The organism is Modicisalibacter tunisiensis (assembly GCF_020148005.1).
Classification (GTDB): Bacteria; Pseudomonadota; Gammaproteobacteria; order Pseudomonadales; family Halomonadaceae; genus Modicisalibacter; species Modicisalibacter tunisiensis.
Window position 1 is genome coordinate 1,150,515 of record NZ_JAGXFD010000001.1, and the last position, 18,594, is coordinate 1,169,108.

An 18,594-nucleotide genomic window follows, 5' to 3' on the forward strand; every position below is an offset into this window, starting at 1 on the left:
CGTTTTCGAGACGATCTGCAAGGAGGTTGGTGATGAAGGCATGGCTCTTGGGCGGTTTGCTGGCGGCGTCACTGGGTCTGGGTTCCGGCGTGGCGTTGGCTCACGGCAATGACGGCGGCCGGTTCGATCATGGCGGCTACGGCGCGGGCATGGGTCCGGGCATGATGGGCGGCTACGGCGCGGGCATGGGTCCCGGCATGATGGGCGGTTATGGCGCGGGCATGGGCCCCGGCATGATGGGCGGCTACGGCGCGGGCATGGGTCCCGGCATGATGGGCGGCTATGGCGCGGGCATGGGCCCCGGCATGATGGGCGGCTATGGTCCGGGCATGGGCCCCGGCATGATGGACGACGATGACGATGAGGCCGGCGGCTGGTACGGGCGCGGCATGCGGGGCAACCCGTCGTGGCAGCGGGGGCCGCAGGGCGAGAAGCTGCGCCAGCTCCAGCGTGACTTCTTCAAGGAGCAGCAGCCGCTGATGGAAAAGATGATGGAGCAGCGCCTGCGACTGCGGGAGCTGTCGCTGGACGACAAGGCGGACCCGGAACAGGCCGGCAAGGTCTATGCGGAGATCTTCCGCCTGCGGCGCCAGATGCAGGAGAACGCCCGGCAAATGCACGAACAGCTCTACCAGATGATGGAGCAGAACCAGCAGGACCAGTCGCCGTGAGTGTTCGGGCTCACAGCTGTCCGAGCAGGTAGTCGAACAGCCGCCCGGGGCTCTGCGCCAGCGGCTGGGTCAGCGGGATGCGGGGCAGGGCAAGCGGGTCGCTGCGTGGCGACAGCCAGCCACCCTGCCCGGCCAGCGCCAGGCTGACGCCGCACTGGCCGACCAGCCGCCGTAGACGCGGCGAGGGTTGCCGGTCGGGATAGGCGAAGACCGGCAGCGGTTCGCGGCACAGCCGGGCGAGTTCCTGGCGGGCGCGCTTCACCTGGCGGCGTACGGCGTCATCGTCGAGCGGCTCCAGGTCGTTCAGGCCCACGCCGCGCCAGCCGAAGCGTACCAGGCCCTCGTGTTCCAGCCGGCGGATACTGAAGGGGTCGAGGTTGTGGGGCGCCTCGTCCAGTTCGCCGTGCAGGTAGTCGGCCACCGCGGCGAGACGGCGCGGGTCCTGGCCCTCGAGCTGCGTCAGGTAGCGGGCCAGGGCGCGGCTGTAGGCGGTGTCGGGGCACGCGGGCGGCAGGGGCGGTCGCGGCAGGCCGGCATCGGCCAGGGTGTCGTGGATGCGTCGGGCGGCGTGCCCCTCCCACAGGCCTTCGCCGATGGTGAGGCGCCAGCAGCCCCGCGGATGGCGCAGCCAGCCGGTACTCAGGAACACGCTGGCGGGGATGGCGTAGTGCGCGAGCAGCGGCATGGCCACCTCGAGCGTGCTGCGCCAGCCGGCATCGAAGGTCAGGGCGATGCGGGCCTGCGGATCATGATGGGGTTGCAGTGCCGTGCCCAGGCAGACCAGCCGGGCGATGTCGCTCAGGTTGATCAGCAGCCGCTCCAGGCTCTCGCGCCCCAGGCACCAGGGAGCTCGATGCGGCAGCCGGGCCTCGGCATCTCTGGGCAGCACCCGGGGCAGCACGAGAATCGCACTGCGCCCCCACAGCGGTTCCGCCTGGCTGCGCCGCCAGTGCCCGCGCAGTCGGCAGGCCAGTTCCTGCGCCATATCCAGCCCGTTCATGGCATTTTCCTCCCCGCGCGTTCGGCGCGCGCCACCTCCGTGTCTCGTCAGTCTATCCCAGGACCCAACATCGTCGCTGTTCATCCTGCCGAGCGCTGGCCGTCTCCCATGCGTCGTTGCAGCACGCTGGCATGACAGGCACGCAGGCGAACCAGCAGATCGCGCTCGGCCGTGCCTTCCCGCTCCGGGTCGAAGCCGCCGACCCGTTCGAACCAGCTGTGGCGCATCGCCAGCAGCCGAATCCGCCCGCCGCCGCCGGGCAGGCGCGACAGCCAGTGCGTGGCGAGCCAGCCATTGCTGACCAGGGCAACGACATCCCACTGCGGCGAGGTCAACGCCTGGTCGACCAGGGTCAGCCAGCCCGGCGGCGGGTCGATCGCCGGATCGAGAAACAGCAGGACGTCGGCCTGGCTGCGGTTGGCGGCGATGTTGAGGCGTTGTCCGCGCGTCAGGTCGGGCAGCAGCAGCTGCCGGGCGCCATGGGTATCGGCCAGTCGCTCGATGCGACTGCGAGACTTGTCGACGAGCAGCCAGATCTCGTGACGGGTGGGCGTCTGGCCGAAGTCCCGCGCGAGGCCGGCCAGGCAGCGCCCCAGGCGTGCATGACCGCGGCGGGCGTCAAGGATGACACTGTAGGAATGCATAATGGCGGTCCAGTGACGGTGCCGACCGGTTGCCGTGTCGCCGGCCGCCCGAAGCACCGCGCCCTTGGCGCTCGGTAGTGGTTTGTCAGCGTGCCCTGCCGTCCCGCGCGTTGTTTGTAATAAAGCGTAGCCAGTGGTTTCAGAGGGTATCAATGTGGCAGCCTGCTGATTTTGCACGCCTTCGCGGCTGATTTTTTCCTGTGCGCACGGTTGAGAAGTCCCATCGGGGGAGCCGTTCGGGGCGTGGCGATCAAGCGCACCATTATGGTGCATTGGTGGGAGCGGGTGATCGTTCATGGTGCATGAGCGCGGCCAGGACGGGGGCTACCATTCCGGCCTCCGGCATTCCGGGACACACCTGGTCTCGCCGAGGCGAGGTTTGTTGCTGTATTTCAATGGGTTGCAAGGGGGTGGCAAAGCGATGCGCCATTTTGGCACGGTGTCTGCATTTCATTTTCCAGAACGGCACGTCATGGGCAATCCTGAAGCGGCGTGCTACAACGACGCTGGACACGCAAGCCATCGATTCGAGCTATCGGCTCATTTGTGGAGGACATCATGTCTGAGAAGACACTCGCCCTGATCGAAGAACACGACGTCAAGTGGGTGGACCTGCGCTTCACCGACACCAAGGGCAAGGAGCAGCACGTCACGATTCCGGCCGGCGCCGTCGATGAAGAGTTCTTCGAGAACGGCCAGATGTTCGATGGCTCCTCCATCGAAGGCTGGAAGGGCATCAACGAATCCGACATGATCCTGCGTCCGGAAGATGGTTCCGGCTTCCTCGACCCGTTCACCGAGGACGCCACCCTGGTGCTGCGCTGCGACATCATCGAGCCGGCCACCATGCAGGGCTACGAGCGCGACCCGCGCTCCATCGCCAAGCGTGCCGAGGCCTACCTGCAGTCCACCGGCCTGGGCGACACCGCCTTCTTCGGCCCGGAGCCGGAATTCTTCATCTTCGACGAAGTGCACTGGAAGACCGATCTCCAGGGCGCGATGTACAAGATCACCTCCGAGGAAGGCGCCTGGGCCACCGATTCCACCAACGTGGAAGGCGGCAACCTGGGCCACCGCCCGCGGGTCAAGGGCGGCTACTTCCCGGTCCCGCCGGTGGACAGCTTCCACGACATCCGCAGCGCGATGTGCAACACCCTGGAGGCGATCGGCCAGTCGGTGGAGGTTCATCACCACGAGGTGTCCAACGCCGGCCAGAACGAGATCGGCGTGAAGTTCAACACCCTGGTCAAGAAGGCCGACGAGGTCCAGGAGCTCAAGTACGTGGTCCACAACGTGGCCCATGCCTACGGCAAGACCGCGACCTTCATGCCCAAGCCCATCGTCGGCGACAACGGCTCCGGCATGCACGTCCACCAGTCCTTTTGGAAGGACGGCAGCAACCAGTTCGCCGGTGACGAGTACGCCGGCCTGTCCGAGATGGCGCTGTACTACATCGGTGGCATCATCAAGCACGCACGGGCCCTGAACGCCTTCACCAACGCCTCCACCAACTCCTACAAGCGTCTGGTGCCGGGCTTCGAGGCGCCGGTCATGCTCGCCTACAGCGCGCGCAACCGCTCCGCGTCCATCCGTATCCCGTACACCGCCAGCCCCAAGGGCAAGCGCGTCGAGGCTCGCTTCCCCGACCCGACCGCCAACCCCTACCTGGCCTTCGCGGCGATGCTGATGGCGGGCATCGACGGCATCAAGAACAAGATCCATCCCGGCGACGCGATGGACAAGAACCTCTACGACCTGCCGCCGGAAGAGGGCAAGAAGGTGCCGACCGTGGCCAACAGCCTCGACCAGGCCCTGGAAGCCCTGGACAACGACCGGGCCTTCCTCACCGAAGGCGGCGTGTTCACCGACGACATGATCGATGCCTACATCGAGCTCAAGGAAGAAGACGTCCAGCGCCTGCGCATGGCGACGCACCCGGTGGAGTTCGACCTCTACTACAGCTGCTGATCCCGCGTCCCCGTCCGGCGCACTCGCGCGCCGGACGTGCCGCGACACGGAGCCCGCCAACCGGCGGGCTCTTTTTTTGCGTTACACTCGGACGCGACACGCGGCCGTGTCGTCACGCCATGGAGGAGGGCTCCCATGAATCGCTGCCTGTCGGCCGTGCTGCTGGCCGTCTGCCTAGTAGCGGGTGCGGCACCGAGCGTCGTTTCGGCGGCCAGCGTCTATCGCACCACCGATGCCCAGGGCAATGCGGTCTTCACCGACCGACCGGTGGAACAGGGCGAGCGTGTCGAGCTGGAGCCGCTGAGCGTGCTGCCATCCGCCCCCGTGCGCGAACCCGCGGCGCGTGATGTCGAGCGCGAAACGGCCCGGCAACCGGCGAGTGCCGACACGCCGTTCATGCCCTACACCACCTTTCGCATCGCGCAGCCCGAGGATGGCGAGACGCTGCCCACCGGCGCCGCCGGCAATGTCCAGGTGGCGCTGGCCATCGAGCCCGCCCTGCGCCCGGATCACAAGGTGCGCCTGCTCGTCGACGGCCGGGTCAGCCAGTCGGCGCTGCACGCCCGGGTGTTCATGGTCACGGGGCTGGTGCGCGGCGAGCACACCCTGCAGGCGGAACTGCTCGACGCCCGGGGGCAGGTGCGCCATCGCAGTGCGCCGGTGACCCTCTATGTGCAGCGTGCCAGCGTTCATTTGCCCGCCAACCCCAACAATCCCGCCCGATCGCCCTGAGCGAGGTGCCTCTCTCGACCGTCGATACCTGCGGTTGATACGTCGCATTCGCCACCTTGGCGCAGCGCCTGTGGCGTATATGCACCATAATGGTGCGCCAGGAGGCGCGTCATCGACTTCCATCCCGCTGAATGCCGGGCTGCCCGGCATGGCGCGCTTCTTGCACTGCTTGTTGCGAGATGGCCCGACGGGGAGAGCGCACCATGTATCAACGCCTGCTGGAGAACCTGACCACCGCGGTCGTCTACCTGGACGACGCGCTGCGCGTGCGCTGGCTGAATCCCGCCGCCGAGGCGCTGCTGGCGGTCAGCGAGAGCCGGGTCAGGGGCACGCGCCTGGACTGCCTGGAAGGCGACGGCGGCGCCATCGCGGCGGTGCTGTCCAAGGCGCTGGCGGCCCGGCATCCCTTCACCCAGCGCGAGGCCGTGCTGCTGCCCGCCGGCGGCGAGCCGGTCACGGTGGACTTCACGGCCACGCCGCTGTCGGACAATGAGCTGCTGCTCGAGATCGAGCCTCGCGACCGGCTGATGCGCATCTCCCGGGAGGAGGCGCTGATCACCCGTCAGGAGACCATCAAGGTGCTCTCGCGCGGGCTGGCTCACGAGATCAAGAATCCGCTGGGCGGCATCCGCGGCGCCGCCCAGCTGCTCGAGCGCGACCTGCCGGACCCGCAGCTGGCCGAGTTCACCCGGGTGATCGTCGAGGAGGCCGATCGCCTGCGCGATCTGGTCGATCGCATGCTCGGCCCCAATCGCCCCATCGGCCACGAGCCGCTCAACATCCACAAGGTGCTCGAGCGGGTCCGGGCCCTGCTCGAGGCCGAGCACCCGCGGGTCGAGTACGCGCGCGACTACGACCCCAGCCTGCCGGACCTGCACGGCGACGAGGCGCAGCTGATCCAGGCGGTGCTCAACGTCGCCCGCAATGCCGTGCAGGCCCTGGAGGAGAGTGCCGTCGCCGCGCCGCGCCTGACGCTGCGTACCCGGGCCCGGCGCCAGTTCACCCTGGGCGCCGAGCGCCATCGGCTGGTCTGCGAGGTGGCGGTCATCGACAACGGCCCGGGGATTCCCGCCGCGCTCCAGGAGACGCTGTTCTACCCGATGGTCTCGGGGCGTGCCGAGGGCAGCGGGCTGGGGCTGTCGATCGCCCAGTCGATCCTGCACCAGCACCAGGGCCTGATCGAGTGCGACTCGCAGCCCGGGTGCACGGAGTTTCGCCTGCTGATTCCGCTGGAGTGTTGCGCATGAACCGGCAGACATCCCATCGCGCCGCCGGCGCGCCCCTCGTGACGTTCGCCGGAGGCGAACCCGCTGCTACCCGCTGGAGGGCCTCATGACCGACGCCGCTCGCATCGTCATCGTCGACGACGACCGTGCCATTCGCTGGGTGCTGGAGCGTGCCCTGGCCCAGCCCGACCTGGACGTGACCAGCTTCGACCGCGCCGACACGGCGCTGGAGAGCCTGCTGCACCGGCCGCCGGACGTGCTGCTCACCGATATCCGCATGCCGGGGCTGGACGGCCTGGACCTGATGGCGCGGCTGCGCGAGGCCCATCCCGACCTGCCGGTGATCGTGATGACCGCGCACTCCGACCTGGACAGCGCGGTGGCCTCCTACCAGGGCGGGGCCTTCGAGTACCTGCCCAAGCCGTTCGACGTCGACGAGGCGCTGGCGCTGGTGCGCCGCGCCGTGGCCCACGCCCGCGAGCGCCAGGCCCCGGCCCGCCCGCCGGAAGGGCTGACCACCGAGATCATCGGCGAGGCGCCGGCCATGCAGGAGGTGTTCCGCGCCATCGGCCGGCTCTCGCAGTCGCACATCACCGTGCTGATCAACGGCGAGTCGGGGACCGGCAAGGAACGGGTCGCCCAGGCGCTGCACCAGCACAGCCCGCGCCGGGCACACCCGTTCATCGCCCTGAACATGGCGGCGATCCCCAAGGACCTGATGGAGTCCGAGCTGTTCGGCCACGAGAAGGGCGCCTTCACCGGGGCCACCGCCCAGCGTCGCGGGCGCTTCGAGCAGGCCGACGGCGGCACGCTGTTCCTCGACGAGATCGGCGACATGCCGCCCGACACCCAGACCCGCCTGCTGCGCGTGCTGGCCGACGGCGAGTTCTACCGGGTCGGCGGCCACACGCCGGTCAAGGTCGACGTGCGGATCATCGCCGCCACCCACCAGAACCTCGAGAAGCTGGTCGAGGACGGGCGCTTCCGAGAGGATCTGTTCCATCGCCTCAACGTGATTCGCGTGCATCTGCCCAGGCTCGCCGAGCGCCGCGAGGACATCCCGCGGCTCGCCCAGCACTTCCTCGCCGAGGCCGCCAGGGAGCTGGCCACCGAGCCCAAGGTGCTGACCCGCGAGGCCGAGCAGCATCTCACCCGGCTGGCCTGGCCGGGCAACGTGCGCCAGCTCGAGAACACCTGCCGCTGGCTGACGGTGATGGCCTCGGGCCGCGAGGTGCTCGTCGACGACCTGCCGCCGGAACTGCGCGACGTCGAGGGCACCGAGGCCGCCGGCGGCGACTGGCGCGGCGCCTTCCGCGAGTGGGCCGACCGCGCCCTGGCCGCCGGCCACACCCACCTGCTGGAGGAGGCGGTGCCGGACTTCGAGCGCATCCTCATCGAGACTGCGCTCAAGCACACCGGCGGGCGCAAGGGCGAGGCCGCCGAGCTGCTGGGCTGGGGGCGCAACACCCTGACCCGAAAGCTGAAGGTGCTGCTGCCGGCACTGGCCGAGGAATGAACAGCGACGTCGCCGTCTCATCCGTAGAAGTTGGAACGGCTGGTCTGGGGGCGCAACACCCCCTCTTTATCAGGTCCGGCAAGCTGAAGGTGCTGCTGCCGGCGCTGGCCGAGGAGTGAACAGTGACGTCGCCGTCTCATCCGTAGAAGTTGGAACGGCTGGTCTGGGGGCGCAACACCCCCTCTTTATCAGGTCCGGCAAGCTGAAGGTGCTGCTGCCGGCGCTGGCCGAGGAGTGAACAGTGACGTCGCCGTCTCGGCCTGAGGCGTGAGGCGTGAGGCGTGAGGCGTGAGGCGACGGCGCGACGCGGCGTAGTCGAGGGTTTCGGGGCTGTCACGAACGACCAAAGTCGCGCTTTTGCGACGCGGCTTGGCAAGGGTAGGCTCATATACCACCGGCAATCTGGTTTACGAGGTCCCCCCTGCCATGGATCAGTCCCAGCCGATGCCATCGCGAGTGCACGTCACCGAAGTGGGCCTGCGCGATGGCCTGCAGAACGAAGCGCGGCACCTGAGTACCGAGGACAAGGTGGCGCTGGTGCGTGCGCTGGTGGCCGCCGGAGTCCGCGAGTTCGAGCTGACCTCCTTCGTCAGCCCGCGGGCGGTGCCCGCGCTGGCCGATGCCGCGGAGCTGGTGGCGGCGCTGGAGGATGTCCAGGGCGTGCACTGGTCGGCGCTGGTGCCCAACGTGCGCGGTGCCGAACGGGCGCTCGCCGCCGGTGTCGACTCGGTGGTGCTGTTCGTCTCGGCCTCGCAGACCCACAACGCCCGGAACGTCAATCGCGACATCGCCGCCTCGCTGGCCGGTTTCACGGAGATCGCGCGACTGCTCGAGGGCAGCGGCGTCGAAGTGCGCGGTGCCATCGCCACGGCCTTCGGCTGTCCCTTCGAGGGCGATGTCGACGTCGCCGCGGTGGGCGACATCGCCCGCGCCTTCGTCGATCTCGGCGCGCGGCGCGTGTCGCTGGGCGACACCACCGGCATGGCGACGCCGCCGCTGGTCACGGAACGCATTCGCCACCTGCGCGAGGTGGCGCCCTCCCTGTCGCCGACCCTGCACTTCCACAATACCCGCGGCATCGGCCTGGCCAACGTGATGCAGGGGCTGTCGCTGGGCATCGCCCGTTACGAGAGTTCCATCGGCGGGCTGGGCGGCTGCCCCTTCGCGCCCGGGGCCACCGGCAATATCGCCAGCGAGGACCTGGTCTACCTGCTTACCGAGATGGGCATCGACACCGGCATCGATCTGCCGGCCCTGATCGAGGCGTCGGGGCTGGCCTCGCGGCTGATGGGCCGAGCGTTGCCCGCCCAGGTGTCCAGGGCCGGGCCACGGCTGTCACTCAGCGACGGCGACGCCGTCGCCACGGCCCGGGGGTAGGCAGGATGCAGGCATCGCCGACGACCGGCTCCCTCGAGGGCATCCGCGTCATCGACCTCACGCGGGTGATTTCCGGCCCCTTCTGTACCCAGATGCTCGGCGACCACGGCGCCGACGTGATCAAGATCGAGCCGCCGCAACACGGCGACGTGGTGCGCTCCCAGGGCAACAAGGTCCGGGGCTTCAGCTGGTACTTCGCCCAGTTCAATCGCAACAAGCGCTCGCTGACGCTGGACCTGCGCAGCGCGCGCGGCAAGGCGATCCTCTGGCGGCTGCTCGAGGAGGCCGATGTGCTGGTCGAGAACTTCCGCCCCGGCGTGCTGGGCAAGATGGGGCTGGACGATGCCACGCTGCGCGAGCGCTTCCCGCGCCTGGTGGTGGGGCGCATCAACGGCTTCGGTTCCGAGGGGCCGTATCGCGACCGCCCGGCCTACGACTTCATCGCCCAGGCCATGAGCGGCTTCATGAGCGTCAACGGCCCGGCCGACGGCGAGCCCATGCGCGCCGCGCCGCCGCTCAGCGACATGGTCGCCAGCCAGAACCTGGCCTTCGGCATCTGTGCCGCCCTGGTGCGCCGCGAACGCACCGGCCGGGGCGATATCGTCGAGACCGCGCTGACCAACGGTCTGATCAGCATGATGGGCTATCTCGCCGCCGAGTATTTCGCCACCGACCAGGTGCCGGCGCGTACCGGCAACGACCATCCGATGGTCTATCCCTACGGCCTGTTCAAGGCCAGCGACGGCGACGTGGCGATCGCGCCCAGCAACGACACCATGGTCGAACGGCTGCTGCGCGCGCTGGGCTGCCTCGAGCTGCTCGACGACGCGCGCTTCGCCGACAATGCCGGGCGCATGGCCCATCGCGAGGCGCTGCGCGAACGCCTCAATGCGATCATCGGCACGCGCCGCGTGGCCGAATGGATCGAGCATCTCAACGCGGCCGGGGTGCCCTGCGGGCGCGTCCACAGCCTGCGCGAGACCTTCGACGACCCCCAGGTTCAGGCCCAGCAGATGCGCCTGGAGCTCGATCAGGGCGAACACGGCCGGGTGCCCACCACCGGCTTCCCGGTCAAGATGAGCGAGGCGCCGGCCGCGGTCTACCGCCCGGTGCCGGCCCTGGGGGAACACACCCGCGAGATCCTGGCCGGGCTGGGACTCGATGACGCGGCCATCCAGGCACTGCACGACGAGGGCGTGATCGGAACCCTCGACACTCCAGCGACCCCGAGATGACACCGACACAAGGAACAACAACATGGCTATCTCTCCGCGATCCCTGCACACCGTCGCCGCCGCGGCCCTGCTGGGGCTGGGCCTGAGCGTCAGCACGCCGAGCCAGGCGCTGCCCATCAGTGAATGCATCGCGCCGGCCGACCCGGGCGGCGGCTGGGACTTCACCTGCCGCAGCGTCGGCAAGCTGCTCTACGACCTCGACCTGGTCGACAATCCCGTCAAGGTGGTCAACATGCCCGGCGGGGTGGGCGCCGTGGCGTTTTCCAACGTCGCCGGCAAGCGCGCCGACGACAGCGACCTGATCGTGGCCACCAGCACCGTGGGGATCACCCAGATCGCCCAGGGGCGCTACCCCGGCGGCGTCGACACCATGCGCTGGCTGGGCATGCTGGGCACCGACGTGGGCGTGGTGCTGGTCGATGACGACAGCCCCTACCAGTCCCTCGACGGCCTGCTCGAGGCGATGGTCGACGACCCTTCCTCGGTGGTCATGGCTGGCTCCAGCGGGGTCGGCGGCTGGGACCATATCCGCGCGCTGATGCTCGCCGAGGCGGCGGGGCTGCCCGATGACCAGATCGGCAGCGTGCGCTGGGTGCAGTTCGATGGCGGCGGCCCCGCCGTGACCCAGATGATGGGTGGCCACGTGGATGCCGTGTCCACGGATCTGGGCGAGATCGCCGGCTTCATCAAGTCGGGCGATGTCCGTGTGCTGGCCGTGCTCGCCGACAAGCCGCTGGCGCCGCCCTTCGAGGACCTGCCCACGGCGGTGTCCCAGGGCTATGACGTGACCGGCTACAACTGGCGCGGCTTCTATACCGGCGGCGAGGTGTCGGATGCCGACTACCGGTCGATGGTCGACACCCTGAAGACCCTCTACGACTCGCCGGAATGGAAGCAGGTCGCCGAACGCAACGGCCTGGTGCCGCTGTGGCGCGGCGGCGACGAGTTCAACGCCTTCGTGCGTGACACGGCCGACAAGGTCGAGAGCATCTCCCGGGAGATCGGGGTCATCCAGTGACGGTGGATGTGCCTTCACCAGCGTCGCACGCCTCGGCCCTCGGCGATCGCCTCGCCGGGGCCGTGCTCCTGCTGCTGGCGATCGCGGCCTGGTGGCACGCCCGGACCTTCGTGACCGGCTTTCATCAGGCGGTGGGGCCGGACGTGTTCCCGCGCCTGGTCTGCGTGCCGCTGGGGCTGCTGGCGCTGTACCTGCTGGTGCGCCCCGGCATCAACGAGCGCTGGCCCGGACGGGCGGCGCTGCTGCGCCAGGCCGGGCTGCTGGTGCTGCTGGGCGGCTACGCCGCCTTTCTCGAGCCCTGGGGCTTTCTGCCGGCGACGCTGGTCGGCAGCGTGCTGCTGATGCGGCTGTTCGATGCCGCCTGGCGGCAGGCCCTGGTCAGCGGCGCGTCGCTGACTGTCATCCTCTACCTGCTGTTCGAGTTCGCGCTGGGCATTCCGCTGCCCGACATCCCCGGCCTCGGCCTCTGAGAGCGGACATGACATGGAGATTCTCGGCTTTCTGCTGCACGGGTTCGCGGTCGCCCTCGAGCCCCAGAACCTGCTTCTGGCCCTGATCGGCTGTGCCGTGGGCACGCTGATCGGGGCTCTGCCGGGGCTGGGGCCGGTCAACGGCGTGGCGCTGCTGATCCCGCTGGCGTTCAACTTCGGGCTGTCGCCCACCGCCGCGCTGATCCTGCTGGTCAGCGTCTACTACGGCACCATGTACGGCGGGCGCATCAGCTCGATCGTGCTCAACATCCCCGGCGACGAGCCGGCGATGATGACCACCCTCGACGGCTACCCGATGGCGCTCAAGGGGCGCGGCGGCGAGGCGCTGGGTCTGTCCGCCGTGGCCTCGTTCGTCGGCGCCACCGTGGCGACCATCGGTCTGACACTCTTCGCGCCGCTGCTGGTGGGGTTTGCCATCCGCTTCGGCCCCGCCGAGTACTTCGCGCTGTTCATGCTGGCCTTCGCCACCATCGGCGGCGTGACCAGCGGCAGCTTCACCAAGAGCCTGCTGGCCGCCTGCCTGGGCCTGCTGCTGGGCACCGTGGGGCTCGACCCGGCCAGCGGCGTGTCGCGCTACACCTTCGGCTGGTACGAGCTGTATGACGGCATCGACTTCATCGCCGCGCTGGTCGGGCTGTTCGCCATCTCGGAGTGCCTGCTCTTCCTCGAGGATCGCCACCAGACCACCGGCGCCAGCCGCGAGCTGGGCTCGGCGATCCCCGGCATGCGCCGCGCCGGGGCGTGCAAGGCGACCATCGCCCGCGGCTCGCTGATCGGCTTCATCGCCGGCGTGCTGCCGGGCGCCGGGGCCTCGCTGGGCAGCTTCCTCTCCTACACGCTGGAGAAGCGCTGGCTGGGGCGCCAGGGTGACTTCGGCAACGGCGACCCGCGCGGCGTGGCGGCCCCCGAGGCCGGCAACAATGCCGCCGCCGGCGGTGCGCTGATCCCCATGCTGTCGCTGGGCATTCCGGGCAGCGGGACGACGGCCATCCTGCTGGCGCTGCTGCTGTCCATGAACATCACGCCGGGGCCGCTGCTGTTCGATCAGCAGCCCGACATGGTGTGGGGGCTGGTGGCGGCGCTGTTCATCGGCAACGTCATGCTGCTGGTGCTGAACGTGCCGCTGGTCGGGCTGTTTGCCCGGGTGCTGCGCGCGCCCTCGTGGCTGCTGATGCCGGTGGTGATCCTGGTGGCGTTCGTGGGCGTCTACTCGCTCAACAACAGCCCCTTCGATCTCTACGTCATGCTGGCGTTCGGCGTGCTCGGCTATGGGCTGCGCAAGCTGCACATGCCGGCCGTGCCGGTGGTGCTGGGGCTGCTGCTGGGCGGGGAGATGGAGTTCAACCTGCGCCGTGCCCTGGCGATCTCCGGCGGCGACTGGAGCATCCTGGTCGGCAGCGGCATCTCGGTGGGCATCTATGCCTTCGCCGCCACCCTGATGGTGGCCGGGCTGGTCTACGCCTGGTGGATCAGGCGAACGCCCGAGGCGGGGTGACCGCCGGGCCTGCAAGTCAGGGGAAATCGAGGTTGGGGATGGCAAGGGGGCCTGGGAAAGGTTCATGGCGCCCCGGGCCGGCCCCGTTCGCAGACCTGTCGCCGTGTTAGCCCGAGTCGAGGCGGCGCTATGCCTTCAGGCTGGAAAGCATTCGCGCGAGACGTCAAGATGGGAGGATGGACCCCGCGATCGCGGGTATTGCAAGGACCACTCTCTAGGGAGGAGCGCAAGATCATGACGGATATCGCCAAGCTGCTGGGTGACGAGGCCGACAGCCTGCTCAACCACACCTGCCGGGGCTTCCCCCGGGATACCCTGCACCTGCCGGGACCGGACTTCATCGATCGGGTGATGACCGATACCGATCGCAGCCCGCACGTGCTGCGCAACCTCCAGTCGATCTTCAACCACGGACGGCTGGGCGGTACCGGCTACGTGAGCATCCTGCCGGTCGATCAGGGCATCGAGCACTCCGCGGGCGCCTCCTTCGCCCCCAACCCGCTCTACTTCGACCCGGCCAACATCATCGAGCTGGCGATCGAGGGCGGCTGCAACTGCGTGGCCTCGACGCTGGGGGTGCTGTCGTCGGTGGCGCGGCGCTACGCCCACAAGATCCCGATGATGCTCAAGCTCAACCACAACGAGACGCTGACCTACCCGGCGCTCTACGACCAGACGCTGTTCGCCCAGGTGGAGCAGGCGCATGCCATGGGCTGTGTGGCGGTCGGCGCGACCATCTACTTCGGCTCGCCGGAAAGCCGGCGCCAGATCGAGGAGATCAGCGAGGCCTTCGAACGCGCCCACGAGCTGGGCATGGTCACGGTGCTGTGGGCCTACCTGCGCAACCCGGCCTTCAAGAAGGACGGCACCGACTACCATGTCGCCTCGGACCTGACCGGCCAGGCGATCCATCTGGCGGCCACCCTCAAGGCGGACATCGTCAAGCAGAAGCTGGCCGAGACCAACGCCGGCTATCGGGCAGTGGGCTTCGGTCACACTCATGACAAGGTCTACGACGAGCTGACCTCCGAGAACCCCATCGACCTGGCGCGCTATCAGGTGGCCAACTGCTACATGGGGCGCATCGGCCTGATCAACTCGGGCGGCGGCTCCAAGGGCCATTCCGACCTGGGCGAGGCGGTGCGCACCGCGGTGATCAACAAGCGGGCCGGCGGCATGGGCCTGATCTCCGGTCGCAAGGCGTTTCAGAAGCCGATGAAGGAAGGCGTCGAGCTGCTCAATGCCATCCAGGACGTCTATCTGGCGAAGGACGTGACCGTGGCCTGACGCGCCCGCGGTTCATCAGTGGCCTGAAACAGCGGGTCCGAAACGACAGGGGGCACGGCCGATGGCCGTGCCCCCTGTTGCTTTCTCGCCGCGTCCGGTGTCAGCGGCGACGCGCGGTCATTCCGCGAGCAGCGCCTCGACCTCGGCGACGACGTTGTCGACGGTGAAGCCGTAGTACTTGAACAGATCGCCCGCCGGGGCGGATTCGCCGAAGCTGTTCATGCCGATGATGCGCCCGTCCAGCCCCACGTACTTGTACCAGTAGGCGCGATGGCTGGCCTCGATGGCCACCCGCTTGCGCTGGGCCGGCGGCAGCACGCTGTCGCGGTAGCTCTGCGGCTGGGCGTCGAAGGTGTCGGTCGACGGCATCGACACCACACGGATCGCCTTGCCCCTGGCCTCCAGCTCATCGGCGGCCTGCATCGCCAGGTCGACCTCGGAGCCGGTGGCGATCAGCACCGCCTCGGCCGGGTCGTCGCTGTCCTTGAGCACGTAGCCGCCGCGCTGGATGTCGGCCAGCTGGTGCTTGTCGCGCTGCTGGGCGGCGAGATTCTGGCGCGAGAACACCAGCGCGGTGGGCGCGCCGCGGCGGTGCAGGGCGGAATGCCAGGCGGCGGCGGTCTCGGTGGCGTCGCACGGGCGCCAGGTCGAGAGATTGGGGGTCGAGCGCAGGGCGCTGAGCTGCTCGATCGGCTGGTGGGTGGGGCCGTCCTCGCCCAGGCCGATGGAGTCGTGGGTGAACACGTAGATTGCCTGGCGATTCATCAGCGCGGCCATGCGCACCGCGTTGTGCATGTACTCCATGAACGTCAGGAAGGTGGCGCCGTAGGGGATGAAGCCGCCGTGGGCGCTGATGCCGTTCATGATCGCGCCCATGGCGAACTCGCGGACCCCGTAGTGCAGGTAGTTGCCGTCGTGATGGTCACGATTGATGGCGCGGGCGCCCTTCCAGAAGGTCAGGTTGGACGGTGCCAGGTCGGCGCTGCCGCCGAGCAGTTCGGGCAGCTGCGGGCCGAGCGCGTTGAGACAGCCCAGCGAGGCCTTGCGGCTGGCCAGGGTCTCGGCCTTCTCCTGGGCGTCCTGGATGAGCTTCTCGCTGGACAGCGGGCTGGGCAGCTCGCCCTTGAGGCGCCGGCTGAGCTCCTTGGCGAGTTCCGGGTGCTCGGCCTGGTAGCGCTCGAAGCGGCTCTGCCAGTCCTGCTCGACGGCCGCGCCGCGCTCGGTGGCGTCCCAGGCGCCGTAGAGCGCCTCGGGCACGTGGAAGGGCGGATGCGGCCAGCCCAGCTGCTGACGCGCCGCGGCGATCTCGTCGTCGCCCAGCGGCGCGCCGTGGCAGGACTCGGTGCCCTGCTTGTTGGGCGCGCCGAAGCCGATGACCGTCTTGCAGATGATCAGGCTGGGGCGGTCGTCGTGAGTGCGCGCCATCTCGATGGCCGCCTTGATCTCCTCGGGCTTGTGACCGTCGACGTTGGGCACCACATGCCAGCCGTAGGCCTCGAAGCGCTTGGCGGTGTCGTCGGTGAACCAGCCTTCGACCTCGCCGTCGATGGAGATGCCGTTGTCGTCGTAGAAGGCGATCAGCTTGCCCAGGCCCTGGGTGCCGGCCAGCGAGCAGGCCTCGTGGGAGATGCCCTCCATCAGGCAGCCGTCGCCCAGGAACACGTAGGTGTGATGGTCGACCACGGTGTGGCCGGGGCGGTTGAACTGCGCCGCCAGGGTGCGCTCGGCGATGGCCATGCCCACGGCATTGGCCAGGCCCTGGCCGAGCGGGCCGGTGGTGGTCTCCACGCCCGGGGTGTAGCCCAGCTCCGGGTGGCCCGGCGTGCGCGAGTGCAGCTGACGGAAGTTCTGCAGGTCCTGCAGGGTGACGTCGTAGCCGGACAGGTGAAGCAGCGAATAGAGCAGCATCGAGCCGTGACCGTTGGACAGCACGAAGCGGTCGCGGTCGGCCCAGTGCGGATTGGCCGGGTTGTGCTTGAGGTAATCGTTCCACAGCACCTCGGCGATGTCGGCCATGCCCATGGGGGCGCCGGGGTGGCCTGACTTGGCCTTCTGCACGGCGTCCATGGACAGCGCGCGGATGGCATTCGCCAACTCGAAACGGGACGGCATTCTCTAGCTCCTCGCCTGCGGCAAATGGGCAGCGGTCGCGGCTGTGCGTGCGGGTCGGGCGGCCGCGTACCTCTTCCTGATTGGCTGGAGCGCGCCGCCGGGCGGGCGACACGCGGAAATCAGCGCCGTATTGTCGCCGAGAACCTGCCCGCCATCAAATCGCCACGGCCCGTGTGGCGGGGCTATCGACGTTGTTAATAGCGATGAACCGGTAACAGGTCGTAAAGGGGGTTTTTGGCCATGGATGGCCAAAGTAGTGCCCATGGAAGGGTTTATAGCGCCCCTCGTAGACCTGTTGCCGGTTCAGCCTGAGCCATGCCGCTATCTGCGCTTGCTCCGGGCCCGCGCGGCGGGGCCTCGCTAGGCAGCCGGACGGGCAGCGTGTAGACTCGGGACCCCCGGGCCCGGCGATGCCTCGCCGCGCCGGAAGGTCGCACGTTGCCGCCCTGTCGTCTCAGGGGCGTGACGCCGCAGCAAGTCACCCTTCATCATCTGACGCTAACGGACAGCCTAAGAGAGGGTCGAGCACGTCATGAGCGAATACTCCCTGTTCACATCCGAATCCGTGTCCGAAGGGCATCCGGACAAGATCGCCGACCAGATTTCCGACGCGGTGCTGGACGCCATCATCGCCCGCGACAAGCAGGCACGCGTGGCCTGCGAAACCATGGTCAAGACGGGGGTGGCGATCGTCGCCGGCGAGATCACCACCAGCGCCTGGGTCGACCTCGAGGACCTGGTGCGCAAGGTGATCCTGGACATCGGCTACGATTCCTCGGATGTCGGCTTCGACGGCGAGACCTGCGGTGTGCTCAACCTGATCGGCAAGCAGAGCGTGGACATCGCCCAGGGCGTCGACCGCACCAAGCCCGAGGATCAGGGCGCCGGGGACCAGGGGCTGATGTTCGGCTACGCGACCAACGAGACCGAGTCCTACATGCCGGCGCCGATCCACTACGCGCACCGGCTGGTCGAGCGTCAGTCGGAGCTGCGCAAGAACGGCATGCTGCCGTGGCTGCGCCCGGACGCCAAGAGCCAGGTGACCTTCCGCTACGGCGAGGACGGCAAGCCGGTGGCGGTGGACGCGGTGGTGCTCTCGACCCAGCATGACCCGGAGATCGACCAGGACGACCTGCGCAAGATGGTGCGCCGCGAGATCATCGAGCAGGTGCTGCCGGCCGAGTGGCTGACGTCGTCCACCAAGTACCACATCAACCCCACCGGCAAGTTCGTGATCGGCGGGCCGGTCGGCGACTGCGGGCTCACCGGGCGCAAGATCATCGTCGACACCTACGGCGGCATGGCGCGTCACGGCGGCGGCGCCTTCTCCGGCAAGGACCCCTCCAAGGTCGACCGCAGCGCCGCCTATGCCGGGCGCTACGTGGCCAAGAACGTGGTCGCCGCCGGGCTGGCCGACAAGTGCGAGATCCAGGTCTCCTACGCGATCGGGGTTCCCGAGCCGACCTCTGTGTCGATCAACACCTTCGGCACCGGCCGGATCAGCGACGACAGGATCATCGAGCTGGTGCGCGAGCACTTCGACCTGCGTCCCTACGCGATCACCCGCATGCTCGACCTGCAGCATCCCATGTATCAGCTGACCGCCTCCTACGGCCACTTCGGTCGCGAGCCGTTCGAGCACACCTATACCTGGACCGACGTCAACGGCGAGACCCAGCACGAGACCTTCACCGCCTTCCCGTGGGAGAAGCTCGACCGTGCCGAGGCGCTGCGCGCTGCCGCCGACCTCTGAGCCGGCGCCACCAGCGACCGCCTTCCCTCGATGCCCCGCCCCGTGCGGGGCATCTTGCGTCGGGCTGGC

The 18,594-nt window shown here is 68.8% G+C and carries 15 protein-coding genes; 12 read left to right on the top strand and 3 right to left on the bottom strand.

From position 1 onward, the window contains the following. Positions 1–32: 32 nt before the first annotated feature. Entirely contained in the window at positions 33–671 is a 639-nt protein-coding gene (locus tag KGQ91_RS05270) for a periplasmic heavy metal sensor (protein ID WP_224420457.1), read from the top strand. A gap of 10 nt (positions 672–681) precedes the next feature. Here the strand turns inward: KGQ91_RS05270 and KGQ91_RS05275 are convergent, their stop codons facing one another. Together KGQ91_RS05275 and KGQ91_RS05280 are read right to left on the bottom strand one after the other, a co-directional pair. Next, positions 682–1,671, bottom strand: coding sequence for a polysaccharide deacetylase family protein (locus tag KGQ91_RS05275; RefSeq protein WP_224415977.1), 990 nt, complete (start codon positions 1,669–1,671; stop codon positions 682–684). Between the two features lie 80 nt (positions 1,672–1,751). After that, positions 1,752–2,315: a glycosyltransferase family 2 protein gene (locus KGQ91_RS05280; RefSeq protein WP_224420458.1), complete on the bottom strand. Its 564-nt coding sequence runs from the start codon at positions 2,313–2,315 to the stop codon at positions 1,752–1,754. Positions 2,316–2,873: 558 nt separating this feature from the next. On the opposite strand from KGQ91_RS05280, the gene glnA reads away from it, so the two are divergent. The 10 genes from glnA (at position 2,874) to KGQ91_RS05330 (ending at position 14,660) form a co-directional block, all read left to right on the top strand. Further along, positions 2,874–4,283 (top strand): glutamate--ammonia ligase, encoded by a 1,410-nt coding sequence (glnA, locus tag KGQ91_RS05285; protein ID WP_163647855.1) that lies wholly within the window; start codon positions 2,874–2,876, stop codon positions 4,281–4,283. Between the two features lie 135 nt (positions 4,284–4,418). Next, positions 4,419–5,015: a DUF4124 domain-containing protein gene (locus KGQ91_RS05290; protein WP_224420459.1), complete on the top strand. Its 597-nt coding sequence runs from the start codon at positions 4,419–4,421 to the stop codon at positions 5,013–5,015. A gap of 203 nt (positions 5,016–5,218) precedes the next feature. Then, the gene (glnL, locus tag KGQ91_RS05295) at positions 5,219–6,262 is read left to right on the top strand and encodes a nitrogen regulation protein NR(II) (protein ID WP_224420460.1); all 1,044 of its coding nucleotides are present in this window, start codon (positions 5,219–5,221) and stop codon (positions 6,260–6,262) included. A gap of 85 nt (positions 6,263–6,347) precedes the next feature. Next, the gene (gene glnG / locus KGQ91_RS05300; protein WP_224420461.1) at positions 6,348–7,757 is read left to right on the top strand and encodes a nitrogen regulation protein NR(I); all 1,410 of its coding nucleotides are present in this window, start codon (positions 6,348–6,350) and stop codon (positions 7,755–7,757) included. Between the two features lie 426 nt (positions 7,758–8,183). Then, positions 8,184–9,134, top strand: a complete 951-nt coding sequence (locus tag KGQ91_RS05305) for a hydroxymethylglutaryl-CoA lyase (RefSeq protein ID WP_224420462.1) — start codon at positions 8,184–8,186, stop codon at positions 9,132–9,134. Positions 9,135–9,139: 5 nt separating this feature from the next. Beyond that, entirely contained in the window at positions 9,140–10,369 is a 1,230-nt protein-coding gene (locus KGQ91_RS05310) for a CaiB/BaiF CoA transferase family protein (RefSeq protein ID WP_224420463.1), read from the top strand. Positions 10,370–10,391: 22 nt separating this feature from the next. After that, entirely contained in the window at positions 10,392–11,387 is a 996-nt protein-coding gene (locus tag KGQ91_RS05315; protein WP_224420464.1) for a Bug family tripartite tricarboxylate transporter substrate binding protein, read from the top strand. 8 nt (positions 11,388–11,395) lie between these two features. After that, a complete protein-coding gene (locus KGQ91_RS05320; protein ID WP_224420465.1) occupies positions 11,396–11,857 on the top strand; it encodes a tripartite tricarboxylate transporter TctB family protein in 462 nt (153 codons plus the stop codon). A gap of 13 nt (positions 11,858–11,870) precedes the next feature. Beyond that, positions 11,871–13,373, top strand: coding sequence for a tripartite tricarboxylate transporter permease (locus KGQ91_RS05325; RefSeq protein WP_163647847.1), 1,503 nt, complete (start codon positions 11,871–11,873; stop codon positions 13,371–13,373). A gap of 234 nt (positions 13,374–13,607) precedes the next feature. Beyond that, on the top strand, positions 13,608–14,660 hold the full coding sequence (locus tag KGQ91_RS05330; RefSeq protein WP_163647846.1) for a class I fructose-bisphosphate aldolase: 1,053 nt from the start codon (positions 13,608–13,610) through the stop codon (positions 14,658–14,660). Between the two features lie 117 nt (positions 14,661–14,777). Here KGQ91_RS05330 and tkt read toward each other — a convergent pair whose 3' ends face one another. Further along, positions 14,778–16,772: a transketolase gene (gene tkt, locus KGQ91_RS05335; RefSeq protein WP_163647845.1), complete on the bottom strand. Its 1,995-nt coding sequence runs from the start codon at positions 16,770–16,772 to the stop codon at positions 14,778–14,780. 532 nt (positions 16,773–17,304) lie between these two features. Between tkt and metK the strand changes: the two genes are divergently transcribed. Next, on the top strand, positions 17,305–18,525 hold the full coding sequence (metK, locus tag KGQ91_RS05340) for a methionine adenosyltransferase (RefSeq protein ID WP_163647844.1): 1,221 nt from the start codon (positions 17,305–17,307) through the stop codon (positions 18,523–18,525). The last annotated feature ends 69 nt before the right edge of the window (positions 18,526–18,594 follow it).